Origin of the sequence: Ornithinimicrobium avium, assembly GCF_003351765.1 — a bacterium.
Taxonomy (GTDB): Bacteria; Actinomycetota; Actinomycetes; order Actinomycetales; family Dermatophilaceae; genus Ornithinicoccus; species Ornithinicoccus avius.
The window spans coordinates 3739668-3762200 of the sequence record NZ_CP031229.1 but is presented as its reverse complement, the minus strand read 5'-3'; the positions used below and the strand labels follow the sequence as shown (position 1 = coordinate 3762200).

Annotated in this window: 24 protein-coding genes; 8 read left to right on the top strand and 16 right to left on the bottom strand. The window is 72.4% G+C overall.

Annotation, left to right across the window (positions count from 1 at the left end; genetic code table 11):
• Position 1: 1 nt before the first annotated feature.
• A complete protein-coding gene (locus DV701_RS17390) occupies positions 2-508 on the bottom strand; it encodes a general stress protein (protein WP_114930212.1) in 507 nt (168 codons plus the stop codon).
• Between the two features lie 393 nt (positions 509-901).
• Here DV701_RS17390 and DV701_RS17385 point away from each other — a divergent pair, with 393 nt between their 5' ends.
• From DV701_RS17385 to DV701_RS17375, 3 genes are read left to right on the top strand one after another with little or no spacing between them, the layout of a single operon-like run.
• Complete coding sequence (locus DV701_RS17385; RefSeq protein WP_114930210.1) at positions 902-2200, top strand: magnesium transporter MgtE N-terminal domain-containing protein; 1299 nt, start codon at positions 902-904, stop codon at positions 2198-2200.
• Entirely contained in the window at positions 2193-2813 is a 621-nt protein-coding gene (locus DV701_RS17380; RefSeq protein ID WP_114930208.1) for a DUF1003 domain-containing protein, read from the top strand. The genes DV701_RS17385 and DV701_RS17380 overlap by 8 nt, the downstream gene beginning before the upstream one ends.
• Positions 2814-2872: 59 nt before the next feature.
• Positions 2873-4012, top strand: a complete 1140-nt coding sequence (locus tag DV701_RS17375) for an Mrp/NBP35 family ATP-binding protein (RefSeq protein ID WP_114931337.1) — start codon at positions 2873-2875, stop codon at positions 4010-4012.
• 18 nt (positions 4013-4030) lie between these two features.
• Here DV701_RS17375 and DV701_RS17370 read toward each other — a convergent pair whose 3' ends face one another.
• From DV701_RS17370 to sigE, 3 genes are all read right to left on the bottom strand, one after another.
• Positions 4031-4441: a Sec-independent protein translocase family protein gene (locus DV701_RS17370; protein ID WP_114930207.1), complete on the bottom strand. Its 411-nt coding sequence runs from the start codon at positions 4439-4441 to the stop codon at positions 4031-4033.
• 61 nt (positions 4442-4502) lie between these two features.
• Positions 4503-5702: a S1C family serine protease gene (locus tag DV701_RS17365; RefSeq protein WP_114930205.1), complete on the bottom strand. Its 1200-nt coding sequence runs from the start codon at positions 5700-5702 to the stop codon at positions 4503-4505.
• A gap of 55 nt (positions 5703-5757) precedes the next feature.
• Positions 5758-6387 carry an RNA polymerase sigma factor SigE gene (gene sigE / locus DV701_RS17360; protein ID WP_114930203.1) on the bottom strand — a complete coding sequence of 210 codons (630 nt, stop codon included), beginning with the start codon at positions 6385-6387 and terminating at the stop codon, positions 5758-5760.
• An 86-nt stretch (positions 6388-6473) separates the two neighbouring features.
• Between sigE and DV701_RS17355 the strand changes: the two genes are divergently transcribed.
• Positions 6474-7112, top strand: a complete 639-nt coding sequence (locus tag DV701_RS17355) for an O-methyltransferase (RefSeq protein ID WP_114930201.1) — start codon at positions 6474-6476, stop codon at positions 7110-7112.
• Positions 7113-7183: 71 nt separating this feature from the next.
• Here the strand turns inward: DV701_RS17355 and DV701_RS17350 are convergent, their stop codons facing one another.
• On the bottom strand, positions 7184-7351 hold the full coding sequence (locus tag DV701_RS17350; protein WP_114931335.1) for a DUF3117 domain-containing protein: 168 nt from the start codon (positions 7349-7351) through the stop codon (positions 7184-7186).
• A gap of 166 nt (positions 7352-7517) precedes the next feature.
• Here DV701_RS17350 and DV701_RS17345 point away from each other — a divergent pair, with 166 nt between their 5' ends.
• Both DV701_RS17345 and DV701_RS17340 read left to right on the top strand, forming a co-directional pair.
• Positions 7518-8330: a PaaX family transcriptional regulator gene (locus DV701_RS17345; RefSeq protein ID WP_162803111.1), complete on the top strand. Its 813-nt coding sequence runs from the start codon at positions 7518-7520 to the stop codon at positions 8328-8330.
• 10 nt (positions 8331-8340) lie between these two features.
• Positions 8341-9138 carry an enoyl-CoA hydratase/isomerase family protein gene (locus DV701_RS17340; protein ID WP_114930197.1) on the top strand — a complete coding sequence of 266 codons (798 nt, stop codon included), beginning with the start codon at positions 8341-8343 and terminating at the stop codon, positions 9136-9138.
• Between the two features lie 3 nt (positions 9139-9141).
• Here DV701_RS17340 and DV701_RS17335 read toward each other — a convergent pair whose 3' ends face one another.
• Genes DV701_RS17335 through DV701_RS17320 form a run of 4 tightly spaced genes read right to left on the bottom strand, consistent with a single transcriptional unit; the run spans position 9142 to position 12117 of the window.
• Positions 9142-10380 (bottom strand): hypothetical protein, encoded by a 1239-nt coding sequence (locus DV701_RS17335; RefSeq protein ID WP_228255100.1) that lies wholly within the window; start codon positions 10378-10380, stop codon positions 9142-9144.
• Positions 10377-11015, bottom strand: coding sequence for a DNA-3-methyladenine glycosylase I (locus tag DV701_RS17330; protein WP_114931332.1), 639 nt, complete (start codon positions 11013-11015; stop codon positions 10377-10379). Before DV701_RS17330 ends, DV701_RS17335 begins: the two co-directional genes overlap by 4 nt.
• Before the next feature lie 5 nt (positions 11016-11020).
• Positions 11021-11323 carry a DivIVA domain-containing protein gene (locus DV701_RS17325; RefSeq protein ID WP_114930195.1) on the bottom strand — a complete coding sequence of 101 codons (303 nt, stop codon included), beginning with the start codon at positions 11321-11323 and terminating at the stop codon, positions 11021-11023.
• A 17-nt stretch (positions 11324-11340) separates the two neighbouring features.
• On the bottom strand, positions 11341-12117 hold the full coding sequence (locus tag DV701_RS17320) for an LOG family protein (protein ID WP_114930193.1): 777 nt from the start codon (positions 12115-12117) through the stop codon (positions 11341-11343).
• A gap of 81 nt (positions 12118-12198) precedes the next feature.
• Between DV701_RS17320 and DV701_RS17315 the strand changes: the two genes are divergently transcribed.
• On the top strand, positions 12199-13035 hold the full coding sequence (locus DV701_RS17315) for a hypothetical protein (RefSeq protein WP_114930191.1): 837 nt from the start codon (positions 12199-12201) through the stop codon (positions 13033-13035).
• Between the two features lie 190 nt (positions 13036-13225).
• Here the strand turns inward: DV701_RS17315 and DV701_RS17310 are convergent, their stop codons facing one another.
• The 7 genes from DV701_RS17310 to DV701_RS17280 form a co-directional block, all read right to left on the bottom strand.
• The gene (locus tag DV701_RS17310; RefSeq protein ID WP_114930189.1) at positions 13226-14524 is read right to left on the bottom strand and encodes a citrate synthase; all 1299 of its coding nucleotides are present in this window, start codon (positions 14522-14524) and stop codon (positions 13226-13228) included.
• 46 nt (positions 14525-14570) lie between these two features.
• The gene (gene fdxA / locus DV701_RS17305) at positions 14571-14897 is read right to left on the bottom strand and encodes a ferredoxin (RefSeq protein WP_114930187.1); all 327 of its coding nucleotides are present in this window, start codon (positions 14895-14897) and stop codon (positions 14571-14573) included.
• 70 nt (positions 14898-14967) lie between these two features.
• A complete protein-coding gene (locus DV701_RS17300; RefSeq protein WP_114930185.1) occupies positions 14968-16782 on the bottom strand; it encodes a VanW family protein in 1815 nt (604 codons plus the stop codon).
• 41 nt (positions 16783-16823) lie between these two features.
• A complete protein-coding gene (locus DV701_RS17295) occupies positions 16824-17306 on the bottom strand; it encodes a flavin reductase family protein (RefSeq protein ID WP_228255099.1) in 483 nt (160 codons plus the stop codon).
• 17 nt (positions 17307-17323) lie between these two features.
• Positions 17324-18199 (bottom strand): PIG-L family deacetylase, encoded by an 876-nt coding sequence (locus DV701_RS17290; RefSeq protein ID WP_114930183.1) that lies wholly within the window; start codon positions 18197-18199, stop codon positions 17324-17326.
• Entirely contained in the window at positions 18196-20136 is a 1941-nt protein-coding gene (gene typA, locus DV701_RS17285) for a translational GTPase TypA (RefSeq protein WP_114930181.1), read from the bottom strand. Before typA ends, DV701_RS17290 begins: the two co-directional genes overlap by 4 nt.
• A 44-nt stretch (positions 20137-20180) precedes the next feature.
• On the bottom strand, positions 20181-20621 hold the full coding sequence (locus DV701_RS17280; RefSeq protein ID WP_114930179.1) for a (deoxy)nucleoside triphosphate pyrophosphohydrolase: 441 nt from the start codon (positions 20619-20621) through the stop codon (positions 20181-20183).
• A gap of 150 nt (positions 20622-20771) precedes the next feature.
• On the opposite strand from DV701_RS17280, the gene DV701_RS17275 reads away from it, so the two are divergent.
• Entirely contained in the window at positions 20772-22469 is a 1698-nt protein-coding gene (locus DV701_RS17275; protein WP_114930177.1) for an ABC transporter substrate-binding protein, read from the top strand.
• The last annotated feature ends 64 nt before the right edge of the window (positions 22470-22533 follow it).

Sequence of the window (22533 nt, the reverse complement as noted above, 5' to 3'; positions counted from 1 at the left end):
CTCAGCCCAGCGGCGCGCCGGGTCGCCGGTCCATCAGGTCACGGGCCCGCTCGACCAGCTTGTGCTCGGTGAGCACCTCGTAGCGGGTCGCCACGACCTGGGTCACCGAGACGAAATCGCGCCGCCCCCGCGTCATCGCGTAGCCGATGAGCGTCCATACCAGCCCGAAGAAGGCACCGAAGAGCACGGCATACAGCACCGTCATCAGGGCGTCGCCGACCTGGGCGAACAGGGCGAAGATCAGTCCCACGAACAACCCCAGCCACATTCCGGAGAGCAGGCCCCCCAGGGCCACGCGTCCGGTGGTGAGCCTGCCCGTCACCCGCTCGACCTGCTTGAGCTCGGTGCCCACGATCATGCACTGCTCGACCGGGAACTCCTCGTCGGAGAGGTAGTCGACGAGGGACTGGGCGTCCTCGTAGCGCTCGAAGACACCCAGACTCATCGGGTAGTCGAGGGCGATGACGGGGCCCGGGCCGCCGCGCGAGATGTTCGATGCTGGGGTCACGCACCCATTGTGCCGCGCCCGCCCGCCCGGGGCGAGCGCGAGGACGGCCCCGCACACAAGAGACCCCCGGGACCGGGAGAGGTCACGGAGGCCCGCAGGGGCGTCCGACTCAGCGGCGGAACAGGCGCCGACGGGGACGGACGGGTCGCTTGGCGACGTCCTCGGCGAGGACGTGGCGGAAAGCTCGAGAGCTGCTGACGGGGTAGACGAACAGAGGACCCATGGGGGGTGGTGACTTCCTTTCGAGTTCAGTGGTGTTTTATTGACACTTCACTTATCATACCTCATCCGGGGCCGTTCTCCAACCGGGTGACGCTACGTCAGGCATGCGCCGCGCCGGGCCCCGCGCGCCAGGGTCCGGGGCGGGCCCCCGCTCGTCGGTATCCTTCCGACGTGAGCCTTCCGCGCGTCTTCGTCGCCCGTCTCAACGGGATGAGCGTCTTCGACCCGATGGGCGACGAGGTCGGCCGGGTGCGCGACGTGGTCGTGACCCTGGCTGGTCGGGACGCGGTGCACGGGCCGCGTGTCATCGGGCTCGTCGTGGAGGTCCCGGGCCGCCGCCGGGTCTTCGTGCCGATCACCCGGGTGACCTCCATCGACACCGGTCAGGTGATCACCACCGGCCTGGTCAACATGCGCCGCTTCCAGCAGCGCGCGGGCGAGACCCTCGTGGTCGGCGAGCTCTTCGACCGGCAGGTCGAGGTGCCGGAGGACGACGGCCGCGTGAGCGCGGTCATCGAGGACGTCGCGATGGACCAGCACCGCGGGGGCGACTGGCGGTTGTCCCGCCTGTTCGTGCGCAAGGGCAAGGACCACGCCCTCCCCGCCTCGCGCGGTCTGCGGCTGCGCCGGCGACGGGGCGAGACCGTCCTCGTCGACGTGCACGGCGTGCACGGCCTGCACCAGGCCGGGCCGGCCCAGGCCGCCACTGCCCTGCTCGAGGCCTACGAGGACCTCAAGCCCCAGGACCTGGCCGAGGCGATCCACGACCTGAGCCCCAAGCGCCGCTCGGAGGTCGCCGACGCGCTGGACGACGAGACGCTCGCCGACGTCCTGGAGGAGCTGCCCGACGACGACCGGCTCGAGATCCTGACCCACCTGCCGACCGAGCGGGCCGCCGACATCCTGGAGGTCATGCAGCCCGACGACGCCACCGACCTGCTCTCGGACCTGCCGGCCGACACCCAGGAGGAGCTGCTGCAGCTCATGGAGCCGCAGGAGGCGGCCGACATCCGCCGGCTGCTCGTCTACGACGAGAACACCGCCGGCGGTCTGATGACCACCGAGCCGATCATCCTCGGGCCGGACGCGAGCATCGCCGAGGCGCTGGCGACGGTGCGGCGCGAGGAGGTGCACCCGGCGATCGCCTCGCTGGTCTACGTCACCCGTCCCCCGCACGAGACGCCCACCGGCAGGCTGCTGGGCAGCGTGCACATCCAGCGCCTCCTGCGCGAGGCGCCGCACCAGCCCCTGGGGTCCGTCCTGGACCCGGACGTCGACCCGCTCGACCCGCAGGCACCGCTGGGCGAGGTGACGCGGGCGCTGGCCAACTACAACCTCGTCGCGCTCCCGGTCACCGACGCCGAGGGCAGGCTCATCGGCGCGGTCACCGTCGACGACGTCCTGGACCACATCCTTCCCGACGACTGGCGCGAGGACCGGGACAACGTGACGGAGGTGGCCGATGTCTGAGCCGGTGCGCCGCCGGGACCCCGGCCCGCGCAAGGCGGTCCCCGTGGAGCGCCTGGACCAGCCCCTGGCCAAGCGCCGCACGCTCGTGTCCCAGGCGCGGATGGACCCCGAGGTCTTCGGCGCGTTCGCCGAACGCTTCGCCCGCTTCATGGGCACCGCGCGGTTCCTGGTGTGGATGACGATCTTCGTCCTGGTGTGGATCGGGTGGAACGCCCTCGCCCCGGACCGCTTCACCTTCGACCCCTACGCGTTCATCTTCCTGACCCTGATGCTCAGCCTGCAGGCCTCCTACGCCGCCCCGCTGATCCTGCTGGCGCAGAACCGCCAGGACGACCGCGACAAGGTCCAGATGGGCCAGGACCGCGCCCGGGACGAGCGGAACCTGGCGGACACGGAGTTCCTCACCCGGGAGGTCGCCGCCCTGCGGCTGGCGCTGCGCGAGGTCGCCACCCGCGACTTCGTCCGCTCCGAGCTGCGCAGCCTGCTCGAGGAGATGGACGACAGGGCCGCGGAGCGGCACCTCCGCAGCCCGGAGGGCACGGACCGGGGACAGGCCGACGGGACGGCCCCCGACGACGCCAGGAGGCCGCCGCGGGAGGCCGACGAGGGGTGACGCGGCGGCGGTCGTCCCCGGCCCCGGACGCGCCCTGCGGGGGATCTAGCATGGTGGTCATGTCCATCCCGAGCACCGATGCCGTCCACGCCGCGCTGTCCACCGTCCTGGACCCCGAGATCCGCAAACCGCTCACCGAGCTCGGGATGATCGAAGCCGTCGACGTGGCCGACGGCGGCCGCGTGCAGGTCACCGTGCTGCTCACCGTGCCCGGCTGCCCGATGAAGAACACCATCACCAAGGACGTCACGAGCGCGGTCTCCGCCGTGGAGGGCGTCAGCTCGGTGGACGTCCAGCTCGGCGTCATGAACGACGACCAGCGCGGCCAGCTGCGCAGCCAGCTGCGCGGCGGGGCCACCGAGCGGGAGATCCCCTTCGCGCGCCCCGACTCCCTGACCACCGTGTATGCCGTGGCCTCCGGCAAGGGAGGCGTCGGCAAGTCCTCGGTCACCGTCAACCTGGCCGCCGCGCTCGCGGAGGAGGGGTTGCGCGTGGGCGTCGTCGACGCCGACATCTACGGCTTCTCGGTCCCCCGCATGCTGGGCGTGACCCAGGCGCCCACGCAGGTCGACGACATGATCCTGCCCCCGGTCACCGAGTCCGGGATCAAGGTCATCTCGATCGGGATGTTCGTCCCCGGCAACCAGCCCGTCGTCTGGCGCGGACCGATGCTGCACCGGGCGATGCAGCAGTTCCTCTCCGACGTCTACTGGGGCGATATCGACGTGCTGCTGCTGGACCTTCCCCCGGGCACCGGCGACATCGCGATCACGGTGGCCCAGCTGCTGCCCAGCAGCGAGCTCATCGTGGTCACCACCCCGCAGCAGGCGGCCGCCGAGGTGGCGGAGCGGGCCGGCTCGATCGCGCTGCAGACCCACCAGCGCCTGGTCGGCGTCATCGAGAACATGTCCTGGCTGGAGCTGCCTGACGGGACCCGTCAGGAGATCTTCGGCTCCGGCGGCGGCCAGGCCGTGTCCGACTCCCTCAGCCGGTCCGTCGGCGCGCAGGTGCCGCTGCTGGGGCAGGTGCCGCTGGACGTCACCCTGCGCGAGGGCGGTGACCAGGGCCGGCCCGTCGTCAGCTCCAACCCCGACTCCCCCGCGGCCACGGCGCTGCGCGGCGTGGCCCGTCAGCTGGCCAGGCGCGGTCGCGGTCTGGCCGGACGCAAGCTGGGCATCACGCCGACCGCCCGGGTCTGAGCCGCCTCTCCGAGCCTCTCAGGTGGCGTCGGTGTCGAACGGGGTCGGCAGCACCGGGTCGTAGGTCGCGCTCGACGGCGCCGCCCAGGCCGTGGTGCTCCCCGCGCGCCGCGACTGCGCGGCGGGAGCCGGGAGCCCCGGCGCGGACCCGGCCGCCGGTGTGCGACGCCCGGGTGCCGGGCTGGCCAGGGCCTCGCGCACGATGCGCCGCGGGTCGTACTGCCGGGGGTCCAGCTGGCGCCAGTCGACGTCGTCGAAGGCGGGACCCATCTCCTGCCTGATCTGCGCCTTGGCGCCGTCGGCGAGGTCGCGCAGCTGCCGGACCCCGCGGGCGAGCATGCTCGCGTAGTGCGGCAGGCGGGCGGGCCCGAGGATCACGAGCGCGAGGATGACGAGAACGACGATCTCGCCGCCACCGATGTTGAGCACGACCCTCCTCGAGCGTCCATGAGCGTGCCCGGCACCGTCGTGCCGGGCACCCCCAGACTACCTAGTCCTCGGCACCTGCCAGGACGATGTCCACGGTGCGCTCCTGGCCGTCCTCGCCGCGCAGCGCCATCTCCACGGTGTCGCCGACCGCGTGCGAGCGCAGCTCGACGAGCAGGTGCTGCGCGTCCCGGATCCGGGTGCCGTCCACCGACACGATGATGTCGCCGGGACGCACGCCCGCAGCCTCGGCCGGCCCGCCGGGGATCACCGGCGGTGCCCCGCCGCGGACCTCGCCGAGCACCCTGGCGCCCTCGCCGGCCCAGAGCAGGTCGATGTGCACGCCCATGACCGGGTGCTGGCTGGTCCCGGTCTCGATCAGCTGGGTGGCGGTGCGTTCGGCCTGCTGGGCCGGGATGGCGAAGCCCAGTCCGATGCTGCCTGCGGACGAGGCCGCGCTGCTCGGCATCTGCGCGATGGCGGAGTTGACCCCGACGACGTTGCCGGCCAGGTCCAGCAGCGGGCCGCCGGAGTTGCCCGGGTTGATCGCGGCGTCGGTCTGGATCGCGTTGATGTAGCTCACGACGTCGTCCTCACCGGCGACCACCGGCCGGTCGAGCGCCGAGACGATCCCTGCGGTGACGGTGCTGTCCAGGCCGAGCGGCGCCCCGACCGCGACCACGGTCTGACCGACCTCCACCCCCTGCGGATCGGCGAACGCCAGCGGCGTCAGTCCCTGCCGGTCCACCTTGAGGACGGCGATGTCGTAGGCCGGGTCGGACCCGACCACCTCGGCCTCCATCGGCTCCTGGCCGGGCAGCTCGACGGTGATCTGCCCGCCGCGGGCGGCAGCGGCGCGGATGACGTGGTGGTTGGTCAGCACGTAGCCGTCCTCCCGGATCACGAAGCCCGATCCCTGCCCGCCGACGCCGTCGGCGCCGATCGAGATCAGCGCCACGCTGGGCAGCACCGCCTTGGACAGCGCCTGCACGGTCCCGTCCGGGGCGACGGCGACGGGGACAGGGTCGGGAAGACCTGCGGAGGTCGCCGTCTCCTGCGCGGTGCCTTCGCCGACCTGGAGCGTCTGGGCGAGGATCCCCCCGCCCAGGCCGCCGATCAGCCCGGCGACCAGCGAGGCCAGCACGACCGGCGCGGCCCGGCGGCGACGTGGTGGCGACGCCGGCCGGGCGGGCCCCCCTGGCCCGGGCAGCGGGCCGGTGCGGTCCAGCGGGATCCGCTCGGTCGGCTCGGTCGGCTCGGTCATAGCGTCCGATTGTGCCAAGCGCTGCTGCCGCGCCCGGCGCCGGACCCGCGCCGGGTCACCCGAGGGCCGGGGACGGCCGGTGGTAGATGCCGACGGTGCGGCCCGGGGAGCTGGGACGGCGGTGCTCCAGCGACTGACGCAGCAGCGCGCGTCCGCGGTGGATCCGGCTGCGCACCGTGCCCATCTTGATCCCGAGCGCCTGGGCTACCTCCTCGTACGTGCACCCCTCGATGTCGGAGAGCACGACGGCGGCGCGGAACTGCGGGGGCAGTGCGTTCAGGGCCTCCTGGATGTCGGAGTCCAGGTGGGTCATCTCGAAGACCTGCTCGGGGTCGGTGCCGGTGGCGCGCAGCGGCAGCCGGGCACTGAGCTCCTCGGTGAGCGCGTCGAACCTGATCCGCTGACGGCGGCGAACCTTGTCCAGGAACAGGTTCGTCGTGATCCGGTGCAGCCAGCCCTCGAAGGTGCCGGGACGGAAGGTGTCCAGCGAGCGGAAGACGCGCACGAACACGTCCTGCGTCAGGTCCTCGGCCTCGTGCGGGTCGCCGGTGAGCCGGTAGGCGAGGCGGTAGACGCGCGCGGAGTGCTGGCGCACGATCGCGTCCCACGACGGCTGGACCCACGCCTGCCCGTCGTCCGCGCCCTGTGCAGGTCCGGCCGCGACGTCCGTCGGCTCCGAGCTCATGGTCCGATCGTCCCAGGACCGGCTGAGAGCGGGCTGGACGTGCGCGGCGTCCGGCCCGCCCCGCAACCCCGGATAGGGTGGAGCCCATGGCAGCTGCGAAGGCGTCCTCCCTGGCCTACGCCGAGGACTTCATCACTCCCCACCCGGTCATCGAGCAGGCGCAGCGTCGTGGCGAGGAGCTCGGCGCCGCCCCGCTGGCGAACGCGGCCGGTGCGACGCTGCGGCTGCTGGCCGCGGCCGTCGGCGCCCGGCACGTGGTCGAGGTCGGCACGGGGGCCGGCAGCTCAGGCCTGTGGCTGCTGCAGGGTATGCCGCGCGACGGCATACTCACCACGATCGACGAGGACCCCGAGCACCAGCGCGCCGCTCGGCAGGCCTACGCCGAGGCCGGGATCCCCCCGCAGCGGACCCGGGTGATCACCGGCGAGGCCCAGCAGGTCCTGGGTCGGCTCACCGACGGCGCCTACGACCTCGTCCTCGTGGACGCGGACAAGGAGGGCTACCCGACCTACGTCGAGGAGGCCGTCCGGCTGCTGCGCGTGGGCGGGGTCCTGGCGCTGGACAACATGCTCTGGCACGACCGCGTCGCCGACCCCGCCAACCGCGACGAGGTCACCACGCTCCTGCGCGACCTGGGCAAGAAGCTGCGCGACGACGACCGGCTCCAGCCGGCGCTCCTGCCCGTCGGCGACGGACTGTTCGTGGCGGTCCGCCGCCCGGACTGAGCTGTCACCACCAGGGAGGCCCCCGGACCGTCGACGGTCCGGGGGCCTCCCTGCGCTGAGGCCGGGGCCGGTCAGCCCATGCACTCCTTGATGGCGTCGCCGAGCGCCGTGGCCTCGTCAGGGTTCATCTCCACGACCAGGCGACCGCCACCCTCCAGCGGCATGCGCAGCACGATGCCGCGCCCCTCCTTCGTGACCTCCAGGGGACCGTCTCCGGTGCGAGGCTTCATTGCTGCCATGGGTTGCCCTTCCTTGTGGCGCGGCCAGGGACCGCTGAGCCCGCCGCAGGTGCGACGGGCACGAATCCGACACTCTCATCCAGTATCTCGCGTTCTCCCAGGCCATCCTAATCCAGCGCCTCCGGCGGACCGCAGCGTCATCCGCCCGGGGGGCGATACTGGCGGGGTGCACGCACGTTCCGCCGTCGTCGACCTCTACGGCGACCACCTGCCCGAGCACGGGTGGTGGGCCCCGGTCGCCGGGGTCGTCGCGCTGGCCTCCTGCTGCGGGGTCCAGCCGGCCGCGACGCGCACCGCGGTCTCCCGGCTGGTGCGCCAGGGCTGGCTGCGCGCGGAGCGCCGGGGCGAGGCCCGTGGGTACGCCGCCACTTCCCTCGCGCGCGAACGGCTCGCCGCCGCGCACCGGCGGATCTACGCCGAGCAGCCGCCTCCGTGGGACGGCCGCTGGCACCTGGTGGTCGTGGACGGCAACGGGGACCGGCGCCGGCGGGACCGGGTCGCGGCCTCGCTGGGCTACCTCGGCTACGCGCGGCTGGGAGGGGCGACCTGGGTCAGCCCGTGGGTCAGCACCGAGCTCGGCCCTGCCCTGTCCGCGCACGGCGCCTCGTGGACCGGTTGGACGGCCAGCCCGCACCACGACCCGGCGGCGCTCACCGCTGGCCTGTGGGACCTGACCGGGCTGGGGGCGGCCTACCGGGACTTCGCCCGTCGGCTCCCCGCTCCTGCCTCCGTCGCCGCCCTCGGACCGGCGGCCGCCTTCCCGGTGCGCACCGCGCTGGTCCACGAGTGGCGCAAGTTCCTCTTCCGCGACCCCGCCCTGCCGGTCGAGGTGCTGCCCCCGGACTGGCCCGGTCAGGCCGTGCGGCAGCAGTTCCTCCAGGTCGCCGAGGCGCTGCGGCCAGCTTCCGCGTCCTTCGTCGCCGGGGTGCTGGACGGGGCCGTGAAAAGCCCCGGGACGCCGGCGGAAGCGGCCACGTAGATTGGGCCACATGGACGACCAGACCTCCCCCGTGCTCCTCGAGCGTGCCGACGGTGTCGCCACCGTGACGCTCTCCCGCCCCGAGGCGATGAACGCCCTGGACCTGGGGACCAAGGAGTCGCTGCTCGCGGTCCTGCGCGAGGTGGCCGCGGACGCCGACGTCCGCTGCGTCGTGCTGACCGGCACGGGCCGTGCCTTCTCGGTGGGCCAGGACCTCAAGGAGCACGTCCGGCTGCTGGGCGAGGACCCCGAGGAGCTGTGGACGACCGTCTCCCGCCACTACAACCCGGTCGTCGAGCTCCTCGCCACGATGGACAAGCCGGTGGTCGCCGCGGTCAACGGGGTCGCTGCGGGCGCGGGTGCCGCCTTCGCCTTCGCCGCCGACCTGCGCTACCTGGCGGCCTCGTCCGGCTTCAACCTGGCGTTCACCGGGATCGCGCTGTCCTGCGACTCGGGCACGTCATGGTCGCTGCCGCGGCTGGTCGGCACGGGCCGGGCCAAGGAGCTCCTCTACTTCCCGCGCACGGTGCCGGCGCAGGAGGCCCTGGAGCTGGGTCTGGCGACCGAGGTCGTCCCGGACGAGGAGCTGGCCGGGCGCGTCGCCGAGGTGGCCCGCACCCTGGCGGCCGGCCCGACGAGGGCCTACGGCGCGGTCCGGCGCGCGGTCGCCTTCTCCGGCTCGCACGGGCTGACGGACTCGCTGGGCTTCGAGGACGAGATGATGACGCGCACCGGGTGCAGCGAGGACCACCGGGCCGCCGTGGACGCCTTCCTGGCCAAGGAGCGGCCGGTCTTCACCGGTCGCTGAGGCTCACGGCGGGTTGTCCTGCGGGGGCACGAACATGAACAGCTCCCAGCCCCACCAGACCTGCCATCCGAGGAAGAGGACGGTGATCGCTGCGGTGCGCACGACCATCAGCCACCGCGGGACTCGCCCAGCCCGCGGGTCGTCCCTGCTCCATCCGCCGCCGACCATGACCACGAAGAGCGGGAAGAGCAGCATCAGGTAGCGGTAGATGCTGGTCCACGGGTCGAGCGCGGCGAAGAGGTAGAGCACGTAGCCCAGGCACCAGGTGCGCAGCTCCGGTCCGAGCCCGCGGGCCCACGGGCCTGCCACCGCGACGACCAGGAGCAGCAACCCGGTGGCAAGGACGACGAGACCGGCCGTGTCCCCGAACAACCACTGGACCCGGTCGATGGTCGGCCAGAAGGGCGTCACCGGCTCGCCGCGCCGCCAGGCCGACATGGTCTGGGTGTAGGCGTCCGGCACGCCGGTCCGCAGCCAGGCGATCGTGGGCCACACCAGGCCGGCCAGCCCGCAGGCCGCCAGTGAGGCGGCCATCGCCGCATACTCCCCGCGCGTGACGGGCTCCTCGTGCCGCCGTCGTACGCGCACCACGACCGCGACGAGGGCGACCAGTCCCAGCGGCAGGCCCACCGGCCTCGCCAGGCCGGTCAGCAGCGCCACCCCGCCCGCCGCGAGCCACCGGCGGCGGACGAGCAGCCACAGGCCGGCGGCGAGGAGCAGCAGCGCGAGGGACTCGGTGTAGGCGACCTGGAAGGTGGGGGACGTCGGGTAGGCACCGAGCAGCGTCACCCCGGCCAGCGCCGCCGCGGTGCCCACCCGCTCGCGGAGCAGGCCCGCGACGACGATGGCTGCGGCATACCCGAGGAGGACGGCGACCACCGTCCCGGTGACGGCGAACGGCTGACCGGTGGCCGCGGTGAGCGTGCGGGCCAGGAACGGGAAGATCGGGTAGAAGGCCCACGCGTTCTGGCGCACCGCTCCGGTCACGCCGACCGGCAGCTCCTCCGGGTAGCCCTCGGTGGCGATCTCCTCGTACCACTGCCCGTCCCAGAGCGTGGCGAACTGGAAGTAGCGGGGCACCCCCGGATCGTCGTAGACCGACGGGTCCTGCCAGTTGTCGGCGAGCTCGACGAGCAGGACGGTGCTCAGAGCGCGCAGCACCGTCCAGATCAGCGCGACCGTGAGCACGAAGCGCAGGTCGAGGGTGCGTGGACGTCGCGGCGGCAGCGCGACGCTGGTCATGAGGTGAGGCGCGCTCCGGTCACCCGGGACCCGGACCGGGAGGCCCCGGCACGGAAGCAGCCGACGAGGTGGTCGTCGACCAGGCCGCAGGCCTGCATCGCGGCGTAGACCGTCGTGGGGCCGAGCTGGACGAAACCGGCCTTGCGCAGGCGTTTGGCGAGCAGCTCGGACTCCGTGGTCTGGGTGGGCACGTCGCCGAAGCCCATCGGGCGCGGCGTCGGCTCGGGGGCGTGCGTCCAGAGGAGCTCCTCGAGCCCACCGCTGTCGCGCAGCGCGAGCGTGGCCCGGGCGTTCTGGATCGTGGCCTCGATCTTGCGACGGTTGCGCACGATCGACTCCTCCTCCATGAGGCGCTCGACGTCGCGGGCACCGAAGTCGGCGACGACCTCGGCGTCGAAGCCGGCGAAGGCTGCCCGGAAGGCGGGCCGCTTGCGCAGGATGACCAACCAGGACAGCCCGGTCTGGAAGCCCTCGAGGCAGAGTCGTTCGAGCAGCGCGGTCTCCCCGTGGACCGGCTTGCCCCACTCGCGGTCGTGGTAGTCGCGGTAGTCGGCGTGGCTCAGCCCCGGCCAGCTGCAGCGCACTACCCCGTCCGGTCCGACGGTGAGGTCGTGGTGCGTCGCGGTGATCGTCATGGTCGTCAGGTCCACCCTTCACTGTGCGAGGCTGCGTCGCGCAGCCTGGCGATCTCGACGTCCCTGTCCCGCAGCTCCTGCCCCAGACGCGCGAGCGCGTCGTCGACCTGGGCCATGCGGTAGCCCCGCACGGCCTGGTCGAAGCGGACGTCATGGACGTCGTCCGCGTCGAGCGGGCCTGCCGGCAGAGGTCGTGCCGACTCCGTCGTCACCGCCTCGGCCACGCCCGGGACGTCGGCCCTACCGACGACCCAGGCCGCCGCCGCGCCCACCAGGAGCACGACGACGACGGCCACGACGATGATCACGCCCCGATCCTCGCATGTCAGACGCCAGGGGTGAAGGGGGCCGCGCCGCGACCTGCCCTGGCCTCCACGATCCAGCGCACGCCCTCGGCCACGTCGTCGGTGGTCCGCACCAGCTCGAGGTCCTTCTCGGCGATCATCCCCTCGGCCAGCAGGGTGTCCCGGATCCAGTCCAGGAGCGGGGCCCAGAAGCCGTTGCCGAGCAGCACGATCGGGAAGCTGGTGATCTTGCCGGTCTGCACCAGGGTGATCGCCTCGAAGAGCTCGTCCAGGGTCCCCACCCCACCGGGCAGCACGACGAAACCCTCGCTGTACTTGACGAACATCGTCTTGCGGACGAAGAAGTAGCGGAAGTTGACGCCCACGTCGACGTAGTCGTTCAGCCCGGTCTCGAAGGGCAGCTCGATGCCCAGCCCGACCGAGGTGCCGCCCGCCTCGGCGGCGCCCTTGTTGGCCGCCTCCATGACGCCAGGCCCGCCACCGGTGATCACGGCATACCCGGCCCGGACCAGCTCGGCCCCGACCTGCTCGGCCATCCGGTAGCTCGGATGGTCCGGCGAGATCCGTGCCGAGCCGAACACCGAGACGGCCGGGCCCAGCTCCGCGAGGGTGCCGAACCCCTCGACGAACTCGGCCTGGATGCGCAGGACCCGCCACGGGTCGGCGTGCAACCAGTCGGCCGGCTCCCGGCTGTCCAGCAGCCGCTGGTCGGTGGTGCTGGCGGGCACCCGCTCGCCGCGCAGCGTCACCGCACCCTTGCGGTGCTCACGTCGGTCCTGGCGCCATCGCTCCGTCACGACTCCGACCCTACCCAGCCCCGCCGCGCGACTCCGCCGAAGGTCAGGGAGCGTGCAGGGCGGGCACCTAGAATCTTTGCCGTGCCCAGGACCGGACGGACGCTGACCGCCCTGGCCCTCGTCGGGGCCACGGCGGTCGCCGCCGTGCTCGGAGCACGCTGGGCCGTCGACGAGCTCGCGCCGCAGCGGTGCGTCTTCGTCGCCGCCGACCGGGAGGTCTCCCTGACGCCGGAGCAGGCCGCCAACGCCGCCACCATCGCCGGGGTGGCCGTCCAGCGCGGCCTGCCCGCGCGGGCGGCGACGATCGCGATCACCACCGCCATCCAGGAGAGCAAGCTGCGCAACCTGCGCTACGGTCACGCCGACAGCCTGGGTCTGTTCCAGCAGCGGCCCAGCCAGGGCTGGGGGACGGTCGACCAGGTGAACGACCCTGTCTACGCCAGCAACGCCTTCTACGACGCCCTGGTGCAGGTGGACGGCTGGGAGACCGGGATCGTCACCGAGGTGGCCCAGGAGGTCCAGCGCAGCGCCTTCCCGGACGCCTACGCCGACCACGAGTGGGAGGGGCGCGTGCTCGCCTCTGTCCTGACCGGTCAGGAGGCCGCGGGCACGGTGATGGGGTGCCGGCTCCGCGGCGTGGACGGCACGGGCTCCACGCAGACCCTGGCCGCCAAGGCCACCGACCAGCTGGGCGCCTCCGGCACGGTCGGGGCGGACGGTCGCACGCTCCACCTGCAGCTGGGGGACCCGGCCACCGCGTGGTCGGTCGGGACGTGGGCGGTCAGCCACGCGGACAGCGAGGACGTGGTGCGGGTCACCGTCGGGGACCGGGAGTGGCGGCGCAGCCGGGACGGCCTGCGCTGGCACGACGCGGGGACCTCGGAGGGCGAGACGACCGTGGTGCTGGAAGTCGGCTGACAGCCGGGCGAGGACACGAGCCTGCGAGTCCCGTGCACACGCCACTCACCTGAGTGGGTGAGGCACGCTCCTCACCGAAGATGCGTGCACGAGCCACTCCGGTGAGTGGGCCGCGCAGCGTGTGCCCGGACACGGGACGGCCCCGGACCGCATCTCGCGGTCCGGGGCCGTCCGGGGTGCTGGTCCAGCCTCAGCGCTTGTCGACAGATACGTAGTCACGCGCCCCGGAGCCGATGTAGACCTGGCGCGGGCGGCCGATCTTGGTCGCAGGGTCGGTGATCATCTCGCGGTACTGGGCGATCCAGCCGGGCAGCCGGCCGATCGCGAACAGCACGGTGAACATGTTACTCGGGAAGCCCATCGACTCGTAGATGAGCCCGGTGTAGAAGTCGACGTTGGGGTAGAGCTTGCGCTCGACGAAGTAGTCGTCCTCGAGCGCGGTCTGCTCCAGCTCCATCGCGAGGTCGAGCAGGGGGTTGTCTCCGGCCTTCTCGAGCAGGTCGTGGGCGGTCCGCTTGACGATGGCGGCGCGCGGGTCGTAGTTCTTGTAGACCCGGTGGCCGAACCCCATCAGCTTGACGCCGTCCTCCTTGTCCTTGACCTTGCGGACGAACTCCTTGACGTCGCCGCCGTCGCCCTTGATCTCCTCGAGCATGTTCAGCACGGCCGAGTTGGCCCCGCCGTGGAGGGGGCCGGAGAGGGCGTGGATGCCGGCCGAGATCGCGTTGAACAGGTTGGCCTCGGAGGAGCCCACGAGACGCACGGTGGAGGTCGAGCAGTTCTGCTCGTGGTCGGCGTGCAGGATGAACAGCAGGTCCAGCGCCTTGGCCAGGTCAGGGTCCATCTCGTACTTCTCGGTGGGCTGGCCGAAGGTCATCCACAGGAAGTTCTCGACCAGGTTGTAGTCGTTGTCCGGGTAGAGCAGCGACTGGCCCTGGCTCTTGCGGAAGGCGTAGGCGGCGATGGTCGGCAGCTTGGCCAGCAGCCGGATCGTGGAGATCTCCACGGCCCGCGGGTCGTAGGGATCGTGGCTGTCCTGGTAGAAGGTGCCCAGCGCCGACACGGCGGAGGAGAGGACCGACATCGGGTGGGCGTCCCGGGGGAAGCCGTCGAAGAACATCTTCATGTCCTCGGCCAGCAGGGTGTGCCGGCGCACGCGCTGGTCGAAGTCCGCCAGCTGCCCGGGGGTGGGCAGCTCGCCGTAGATCAGCAGGTAGGTGGTCTCCAGGAAGGAGGACTTCTCGGCCAGCTGCTCGATCGGGTAGCCGCGGTAGCGCAGGATCCCCGCGCCGCCGTCGATGTAGGTGATGGCCGACCGGCAGGAGGCGGTGTTGACGAAGCCCACGTCCAGCGTGGTGTCGCCGGTGGTCTTGAGCAGCTCGCTGATGTCCAGCCCGTTGTTGCCCTCGACCGCGGGAACGACGTCCAGGGACAGCTCGTGCCCGCCGTGCGAGAGGGTGGCGGCGGTCGTGGTGGTGGTATCGGTCATCTGGTCCTCCTGTGGGCCGGGTTCGAGGGGCGGGACCGCGGGGTCGTCACTCGTCGTGCGACTGCGGGGGCAGCGCGGCGACGAGCGGGTGGTCCTTGGGGATCACGCCCGTCTTCGCGGCGCCGCCGGGGCTGCCGAGGTCGTCGAAGAACTCCACGTTGGCCTTGTAGTAGTCCGCCCACTCCTGCGGGACGTCGTCCTCGTAGTAGATCGCCTCCACCGGGCACACGGGCTCGCAGGCACCGCAGTCCACGCACTCGTCCGGATGGATGTAGAGCGAGCGTTCGCCCTCGTAGATGCAGTCGACCGGGCACTCCTCGATGCAGGACTTGTCCTTGAGGTCAACGCACGGCTGCGCGATCACATACGTCATGGGCCAAGAGTATGCCGTCCGCGAGGGGTCCCCTCCCACGGGGTCGGTCGGCACCGGCTCGCCGAACCGGTCAGTAACCGGCCTGCGGGTTGGTGCACACGATCTCGTCGGCCGGCTGGTAGACGGTCGTGAACGAGTCGCGGCTCACCTCCGTCCCGCCCTGGGACAGGATGCGCGTGCTGACGATCGTGAAGCCGTCCGAGGCATGCTGCGGCACGCACTCCGCGCTGTCGTCCTCGACCCGCTCACCCTGGGTGCGGTCGTAGCGCTCGCTGTCGAGGGTCGTCACCGTGTACTGACGGTCGCCGAGGAAGACCATGTGGATGACGTCCCCGCTGATCCAGGCCCGGAGCACGACGGGGTTGTCGGTGTCGTTGGTCCACAGGTTGTCCAGCCCCGGGAGGGCCAGCGTCGCCTCCCGCCCGGCCGGGTAACGAGGGATGTAGTAGGAGTGCGGCGTGTGCGCGTCCAGCTGCACGCCGGCCAGCCAGGAGGTGTTGAACACCACGGTGGAGATCTGCGACAGCCCGCCGCCGATGCCCATGACGAGACGGCCCTCGACGATGATCGGCGCCTCGTGGTAGCCGCCCGCCTCGCTGATGTCACCGAGCGCCGCGCCCAGGCTGAACTGCTGGCCCGGCATGACGACCGTGCCGTCGAGATGCTCCACCCCGGCGTGCAGGTTGGCGGTGCGCTCGGCGTTGGCCGCCCCGGTGGGGAACTGAGAGGTGAAGCTCGCCATCTGGGTGAAGGACCAGCCCTGCGAGACCGAGGTCGGGATGGCCGGCTCCACCGCGCGCAGCTCGGCCCGGACGGTCCGCTCCTTGCCGGTCGCCGACAGCGCCGCGCTGATCTTCTCGGTCAGCCCGTCCTCGACCAGCGCCGTCCCGGCCCGGGCCGGCACGACCTCGACGTCGGACCCCGCCAGCCGCACGGTGGCGTCCCTCGGACCGCGCTCGAGCTGTCCGAGATCCTGACGGACGCGGGCCAGGAGGGCCTCCTGGTCCAGCTCGAGGGAGAGGGCGTCGTCCTGTCCGCGCCGCACCGTCAGCAGCTCCGCCAGCTCGCGGGGGGCGATCTCGGCCGTCGCGCGCTTCGCCCCGTCGCCCTTCCCGCGGACGGCGGTCACCTTCACCGGCGCGGCCAGGGCCGGCTCCACCTCCTCGGTGCGGAACCGCTCGAGGTCCTTCGCCGACAGCTTCGCCCGCACCAGGGCGGCCGTCCCCTCGACCTGGGTGCTCGCCGGCCACGCCGCCTCGACCGCGGCCGCGGTGGCCGGCACGTCCAGCCGGCGCCCGGGCCGCGGGTCCTCGACGGACACGCCGTCCTCGCCGTCCTCGCCGAGCGACACCTTCCCCTCGACGGCGTCCTCGTCGTAGTCCTTGGCCGCCGACTGCAGCGCGGCGTCGAGGGCCTGCTCGTCCACGGCACCGACCAGGTCCAGCTCCTGGCCCTGGCCCGAGACGTGCGCCCACAGCACGCGCGGGTCGAAGCTGCGGCCGGTCGCCCCGTCCAGGGTCTGCTCGATGTCGAAGGACAGCCCCGACCCGGCGGGCACCAGGCTGATCTGCGCGGGTTCCCCCGCCGACCCGGCCGACCCGCCCCCGTCCGGCACGAGGGTGACCGTCACCGGCTCCTCCAGCCGGTCGGCCAGCTCCCGCTCCAGGTGGGCGTGCGCCTGCTCGCGGGTCATCGAGCCGATCTCGATGCCGTCCACGCTCATCCCGGCCGGCGGGCGGTCCTGGAAGTAGAGCGCGGCCGCCACGTAGGCGCCACCGAGCACGAGGACCGCCGCGAGGACCCGGAGCACGACGGCGCGCCACTCCCTGCCGGGGGTGCTGCGCTCCTCGCGCAGGCCGGGGTCGAGCGTGTCCCGGTCGCTCATCGGTGGTCCTTCCGGTCGGTCGGGGTGCGAGCAGCGACGCCTCAGCGCAGCTCGCCCAGCGCCCCACGGTAGTGGACGAGCGCCGGTGCATCCGTCGGCGACGCGTGCACGGCGACGACCTCGCCGAGCACGACCGCATGGTCCCCGCCCGGGTGGACCGCGAAGGTCCGGCACTCGAAGGCTGCCAGCGCGTCGTCGATGAGCGCCACGTCGACGACCTCGCCGCGACGGTGGCTCACCCGCGCCAGCTGGTTGTGCAGCGGACGCCCGGGCTCGCCCAGCCAGGTGGCCAGACCCCGGTGGCTGGCCGGAAGCACCGAGACGCCCCAGGGCTCCCCGGCCTCGATCCCCTCGAGCACCCTCGCCTCGTCGTGCAGGCTCACCATGAGCAGCAGCGGGTCGAGGGACACGCTGGTCATCGAGGCCACGGTGAGCGCGACGTCGTGCCCCCGGTGCCGGGAGGTCACCACGGTCACGCCGGTGGCGAACCGCCCCATCGCGCGGCGGTAGAGGTCGGTGTCCACGGGTTCGGGGTCCGGTGTCAGGGCGTCTCGACCTCCCAGTGCGCGTAGCCCTCCCGGCCGGGCAGCCGGGCGGCGATGTCGTTGCTCAGGGTGTACCACCCCTCGTGGAGCGTGACCTGGGTGGGGTGCTCGCGCAGCGCGGCGACCTGGCGCACCAGCGCGTCCGCGTCCACGACCGCATGGGTCACGCAATCGTCCTCGACGACCGACGGAGGGTATGGCGTCCGCGGCCCGGGCACGACGGCCACGCCACCCGCGGGGCTGGTCACGCCGGCCGGCACGTGGGCGGCCAGCCACGCCCGGTCCTCCTCCGCCCACGACCGTGGGGTGAGCGCGACGTAGAGCCGTGGACGGTCCTGCTGCGGCAGCGCGGCGAGCGCGGCCACGGTGACCCGGTGGGTCTGGACGTGGTCCGGGTGGCGGTAGCCGCCCTCGGGGTCGTAGGTGAGGACGACGTCGGGCCCGATGTCGCGCAGCAGCGCGGCCAGCACCTCCGCGGCCTGCCCGACCGGGGCCGCCGCGAAGGCGCGCGGGTGCGCGGCGGCGGCGGAGCCCTCCATACCGGAGTCGCGCCAGCGGGGCGGGTCGCCGCCCAGCCAGTGGTGCGTGACGCCGAGCGCGGCCGTGGCGCGCCCGATCTCGCCGCGCCGGTGCGGGCCGAGCTCCTCGCTGCCCTCCAGGTGCGCCAGCGCGGGCGTGATGACCTCGCCCTCCTCGCCGAGCGTGGCGGTGACGACGTGCACCTCGTCGCCGGCCGCGGCGTGGTGCGCCAGCGCCAGCCCGGTCGCGAGCGTCTCGTCGTCGGGGTGCGCGTGCACCGCCACCACCCGCAGCGGGCGCCCGAGGTCCTCGGGTAGGCCGTCGCGCAGGTCGGGGCGGGCCGGCCCGGTCACGGGTGGTTCCTGGCCCGGGCCGCGCTGCGGGCGCGCAGCGCGGCGTCCAGCACCACCTTGCGCACCCGCACGGCCTCGGGGGTCACCTCGACGCACTCGTCCTCGCGGCAGAACTCCAGGGACTGCTCCAGGGAGAGGCGGCGCGGCGGGATGAGCCGTTCCAGGACCTCGGAGGTCGCCGAGCGCACGTTGGTGAGCTTGCGCTCCTTGGTGATGTTGACGTCCATGTCGTCGGCCCGGGAGTTCTCGCCCACGACCATGCCCTGGTAGACCTCCGTCGTGGGCTCGACGAACAGCGAGCCGCGCTCCTGGAGGTTGAACATCGCGTAGGTGGTCGCCACGCCGGTGCGGTCGGCGACGAGCGAGCCGGACTGCCGGGTGCGGATCTCCCCGAACCACGGCGCGTAGCCGTCGAAGACGTGGTTGGCGATGCCGGTGCCGCGCGTCTCGGTGAGGAACTCGGTGCGGAAGCCGATGAGTCCGCGGGAGGGCACGACGTACTCCATCCGGACCCAGCCGCTGCCGTGGTTGGTCATCTGCTCCATGCGCCCCTTGCGGGCCGCCATGAGCTGGGTGATCGTGCCGAGGTGCTCCTCGGGGGTGTCGATGGTGAGCCGCTCGACCGGCTCGTGCACCGACCCGTCCACGACCTTGATGACCACCTGCGGCTTGCCGACGGTGAGCTCGAAGCCCTCCCGGCGCATCTGCTCCACGAGGATGGCCAGGGCGAGCTCCCCGCGGCCCTGGACCTCCCAGGCGTCCGGACGCTCCGTCGGCAGGACCCGCAGCGACACGTTGCCCACGAGCTCCTTGTCGAGCCGGTCCTTGACCAGGCGCGCGGTGAGCTTGGCGCCCTTGGTGCGACCGGCGAGCGGGCTGGTGTTGGTGCCGATCGTCATCGAGATCGCCGGCTCGTCCACGGTGATCAGCGGCAGCGGGACCGGGTTCTCCAGGTCGGCGAGCGTCTCGCCGATGGTGATCTCGGGGATGCCGGCGATCGCGATGATGTCGCCGGGGCCGGCGTGCTCGGCCGGCTTGCGCTCCAGGCCCTCGGTGAGCAGCAGCTCGGTGATCTTCACCCGCTCCACGGACCCGTCGTGGCGGCACCAGGCCACCTGCTGCCCCTTGCGGATGGTGCCCTCGTGGACGCGGCACAGGGCGAGCCGGCCCAGGAACGGGCTGGAGTCGAGGTTGGTCACGTGCGCCTGCAACGGCGCGCCCTCGGTGTAGGCCGGGGCGGGCACCGTGTCCAGGATGGTCCGGAAGAGCGGCTCCAGGTCGGGGCTGTCGGGCAGCTCGCCGTCGCCCGGGGCGGTGAGCGTGGCGCGGCCCGCCTTGGCGGAGGCGTAGACGACGGGGAACCCCAGGGCCCGGTCGACCAGCTCCGGGTCGTGGTCGTCGAGCAGGTCCATGAAGAGCGCGTAGACCTCGTCCACGACCTCGCTGATCCGACTGTCGGGCCGGTCCACCTTGTTGATGCACAGCACGACGGGCAGCTGGGCGGCGAGAGCCTTGCGCAGCACGAAGCGGGTCTGCGGCAGGGGCCCCTCGGAGGCGTCGACGAGCAGCACGACGCCGTCCACCATCGACAACCCGCGCTCGACCTCGCCGCCGAAGTCGGCGTGGCCGGGGGTGTCGATGATGTTGATCGTCATCCCGCCCACGGGCGCGTGGGACCCGGCGTAGTGGATGGCCGTGTTCTTGGCCAGGATGGTGATGCCCTTCTCCCGCTCCAGGTCGCCGGAGTCCATGACCCGCTCGACCTCGGTCCCCTCCTTCTGGTGGCCGGCGAAGGCACCGCCCTGGGTGAGCATGGCGTCGACGAGGGTGGTCTTGCCGTGGTCGACGTGGGCGACGATCGCGACGTTACGGATGTCGGCCCGCAGCGCGCGTCCCGTGGGGACGTGCTCGGCGGAGCCGTTCTCGGTATGAGGCATAACCTCCATTCTCTCAGGGTCGAGGGGGTGCTCCTGCAACGTCGTCAGGACCGGCCCTGCGGGCCGTCCGCCAGCAGCGGCCGCAGGTGGTCCACGACCGGCAGGTCGTGGACCAACCAGGGCACGTCGTCGAGCGTGGCCGCGCCCAGCCAGCGCAGCTCGTCGTGGTCCTGGACCGGCGACGGAGCAGGCTCCCCCGGCAACGGCTCGGCCCACCACAGCAGCATCTCGGCGGTCCCGCCCAGCGGCCAGGCGCCGCCGACCCGCTCCCCCAGCCGCACCCGCACGCCGAGCTCCTCGAGCGTCTCGCGCACGGCGGCCTGCGCCGGGCTCTCGCCCGGCTCCACCTTGCCGCCGGGGAACTCCCAGCCGCCCGCGAGGGCCGGCGGGGCGCTGCGCCGGGCGGCGAGCACCCGCGTCGGCCGGGACAGGTCGTCGACGAGCGCCACGGCGGCGACCCGGACGCGGTCGGTGCTGGACGTCATACCCTCCATCCTCGTCGGAGGTGTCCGCGCACGTCGGGGCAGGTCACAGTCTCGTCACGACTTGGCCGGCCCTCTTCCCAAGGATCGTGCCGTGCGGCACGCTCAGCACGTGCCGGACGACCACGTGTCCGGATGACCCCAGGAGGCACGATGAAGAACCGCAAGGTGGGAGCGCTGGCGACGGTCGCCGCGCTCGCCCTGGTCCTCACCAGCTGCGCGCAGTCGCAGCGGGACACCGGTGAGGACGGAGGAGACGGCGGCGACGGCGCCACCCAGAGCGAGGGCGCTGCCGGTGGCCAGGCCAGCGACGCGACGTTCGTGTTCGCGGCCGCAGGTGCCCCGACGACCTTCGACCCGTTCTACGCCAGCGACGGCGAGACCTTCCGGGTGAGCCGGCAGATCTTCCAGAACCTCATCGGCATCGAGCCCGGCGGGACCACCGGCGTCCCGGAGCTCGCGACCGACTGGGAGAGCAGCGAGGACGGTCTGACCTGGACCTTCAACATCCAGGACGGCGTGAAGTTCCACGACGGCACCGACCTCGACGCCGAGGCGGTCTGCTACAACTTCGAGCGCTGGTCGGACCAGAACGAGGTCGGGCAGAACCCGTCGGCGGCCTACTACTACGGCAACGACTTCGGCTTCGGCGACGACTCGCTCTACGACTCGTGCGAGGCGACCGACGACATGACCGCCACGATCAAGCTGACGCGCGTCACCGGCAAGTTCCCGATGGTGCTCTCGCAGTCCTCCTACGCGATCCAGTCCCCGACGGCGATGGAGGAGTACGACGCCAACGGCATCAAGGTCCAGGGCGAGGGCTTCGACTTCCCGGCCTACGCCGACGAGCACCCGACCGGCACCGGCCCGTTCAAGTTCAAGTCCTACGACGGCACCAGCAACGTCATCATCGAGCGCAACGACGACTACTGGGGCGAGCCGGCCGGCGTCCAGGAGATCATCTTCCGGATCATCTCCGACGAGACCGCCCGCCGCCAGGAGCTCGAGGCCGGGACGATCCAGGGCTACGACCTGCCCAACCCGGTCGACTGGGCGGCCCTGGAGGACGGTGGCAACCAGGTCCTCATCCGGGACCCGTTCAACATCCTCTACCTGGCGCTCAACCCGGTCGCCGACCCGCAGCTGGAGGACCTGAAGGTCCGTCAGGCGCTCTACCACGCGATCAACCGCGACGAGCTGGTCAAGAGCCAGCTGCCCGACGGCGCCAGCGTGGCCACCCAGTTCATCCCCAAGACGGTCGAGGGCTGGAACGCCGACATCGCGGCCTACGACTACGACCCGGAGAAGACCAAGTCGCTGCTCGAGGAGGCCGGCAAGTCGGACCTGGAGATCGAGCTGTGGTACCCGACCGAGGTCACCCGCCCGTACATGCCCAACCCGCAGGCGATCTACGACGCCGTCAAGTCGGACTGGGAAGCGGCCGGCATCACCGTCAACCCGGTGTCCAAGCCGTGGGCCGGTGGCTACATCGACGGCACCCAGCAGAGCAAGGCCCCGGCCTTCTTCCTCGGCTGGACCGGTGACCTGAACTCCGCGGACAACTTCCTGTGCGCCTTCTTCTGCGGGGACGACAACCAGTTCGGCACCAGCGCCGAGCCGTTCCACCAGGAGCTGCAGGACGCTCTGCGCGCCGCGGACGCCGAGCCGGACGAGGCCAAGCGCACCGCGATGTATGAGGATCTCAACGCCAAGATCATGGAGGACTGGCTGCCCGGTCTGCCGCTGTCGCACTCGCCGCCGGCCATCGTGGTCGCGGAGAACGTCAAGGGACTGGTCGCCAGCCCCCTGACGGCGGAGGACTTCTCCACGGTCACCATCGAGGAGTGAGCCGCTGACGCCGGGCCGGTCCCTCCCCACAGGGACCGGCCCGTCGTCGCGCCTGCTGCGGCAG

Coding starts and splice junctions, on each gene's coding strand:
- sigE (WP_114930203.1), bottom strand. CDS start 6,387: ATGAGCTCGGAGCCGACGGACGTCGCGGCCGGACCTGCACAGGGCGCG.
- DV701_RS17300 (WP_114930185.1), bottom strand. CDS start 16,782: ATGAGCGACCGGGACACGCTCGACCCCGGCCTGCGCGAGGAGCGCAGC.
- DV701_RS17350 (WP_114931335.1), bottom strand. CDS start 7,351: ATGGCAGCAATGAAGCCTCGCACCGGAGACGGTCCCCTGGAGGTCACG.
- typA (WP_114930181.1), bottom strand. CDS start 20,136: ATGCCTCATACCGAGAACGGCTCCGCCGAGCACGTCCCCACGGGACGC.
- DV701_RS17335 (WP_228255100.1), bottom strand. CDS start 10,380: ATGACCAGCGTCGCGCTGCCGCCGCGACGTCCACGCACCCTCGACCTG.
- DV701_RS17280 (WP_114930179.1), bottom strand. CDS start 20,621: ATGACGTCCAGCACCGACCGCGTCCGGGTCGCCGCCGTGGCGCTCGTC.
- DV701_RS17380 (WP_114930208.1), top strand. CDS start 2,193: ATGTCTGAGCCGGTGCGCCGCCGGGACCCCGGCCCGCGCAAGGCGGTC.
- DV701_RS17355 (WP_114930201.1), top strand. CDS start 6,474: ATGGCAGCTGCGAAGGCGTCCTCCCTGGCCTACGCCGAGGACTTCATC.
- DV701_RS17330 (WP_114931332.1), bottom strand. CDS start 11,015: ATGACGATCACCGCGACGCACCACGACCTCACCGTCGGACCGGACGGG.
- DV701_RS17275 (WP_114930177.1), top strand. CDS start 20,772: ATGAAGAACCGCAAGGTGGGAGCGCTGGCGACGGTCGCCGCGCTCGCC.
- DV701_RS17375 (WP_114931337.1), top strand. CDS start 2,873: ATGTCCATCCCGAGCACCGATGCCGTCCACGCCGCGCTGTCCACCGTC.
- DV701_RS17310 (WP_114930189.1), bottom strand. CDS start 14,524: ATGACCGATACCACCACCACGACCGCCGCCACCCTCTCGCACGGCGGG.
- DV701_RS17340 (WP_114930197.1), top strand. CDS start 8,341: ATGGACGACCAGACCTCCCCCGTGCTCCTCGAGCGTGCCGACGGTGTC.
- fdxA (WP_114930187.1), bottom strand. CDS start 14,897: ATGACGTATGTGATCGCGCAGCCGTGCGTTGACCTCAAGGACAAGTCC.
- DV701_RS17365 (WP_114930205.1), bottom strand. CDS start 5,702: ATGACCGAGCCGACCGAGCCGACCGAGCGGATCCCGCTGGACCGCACC.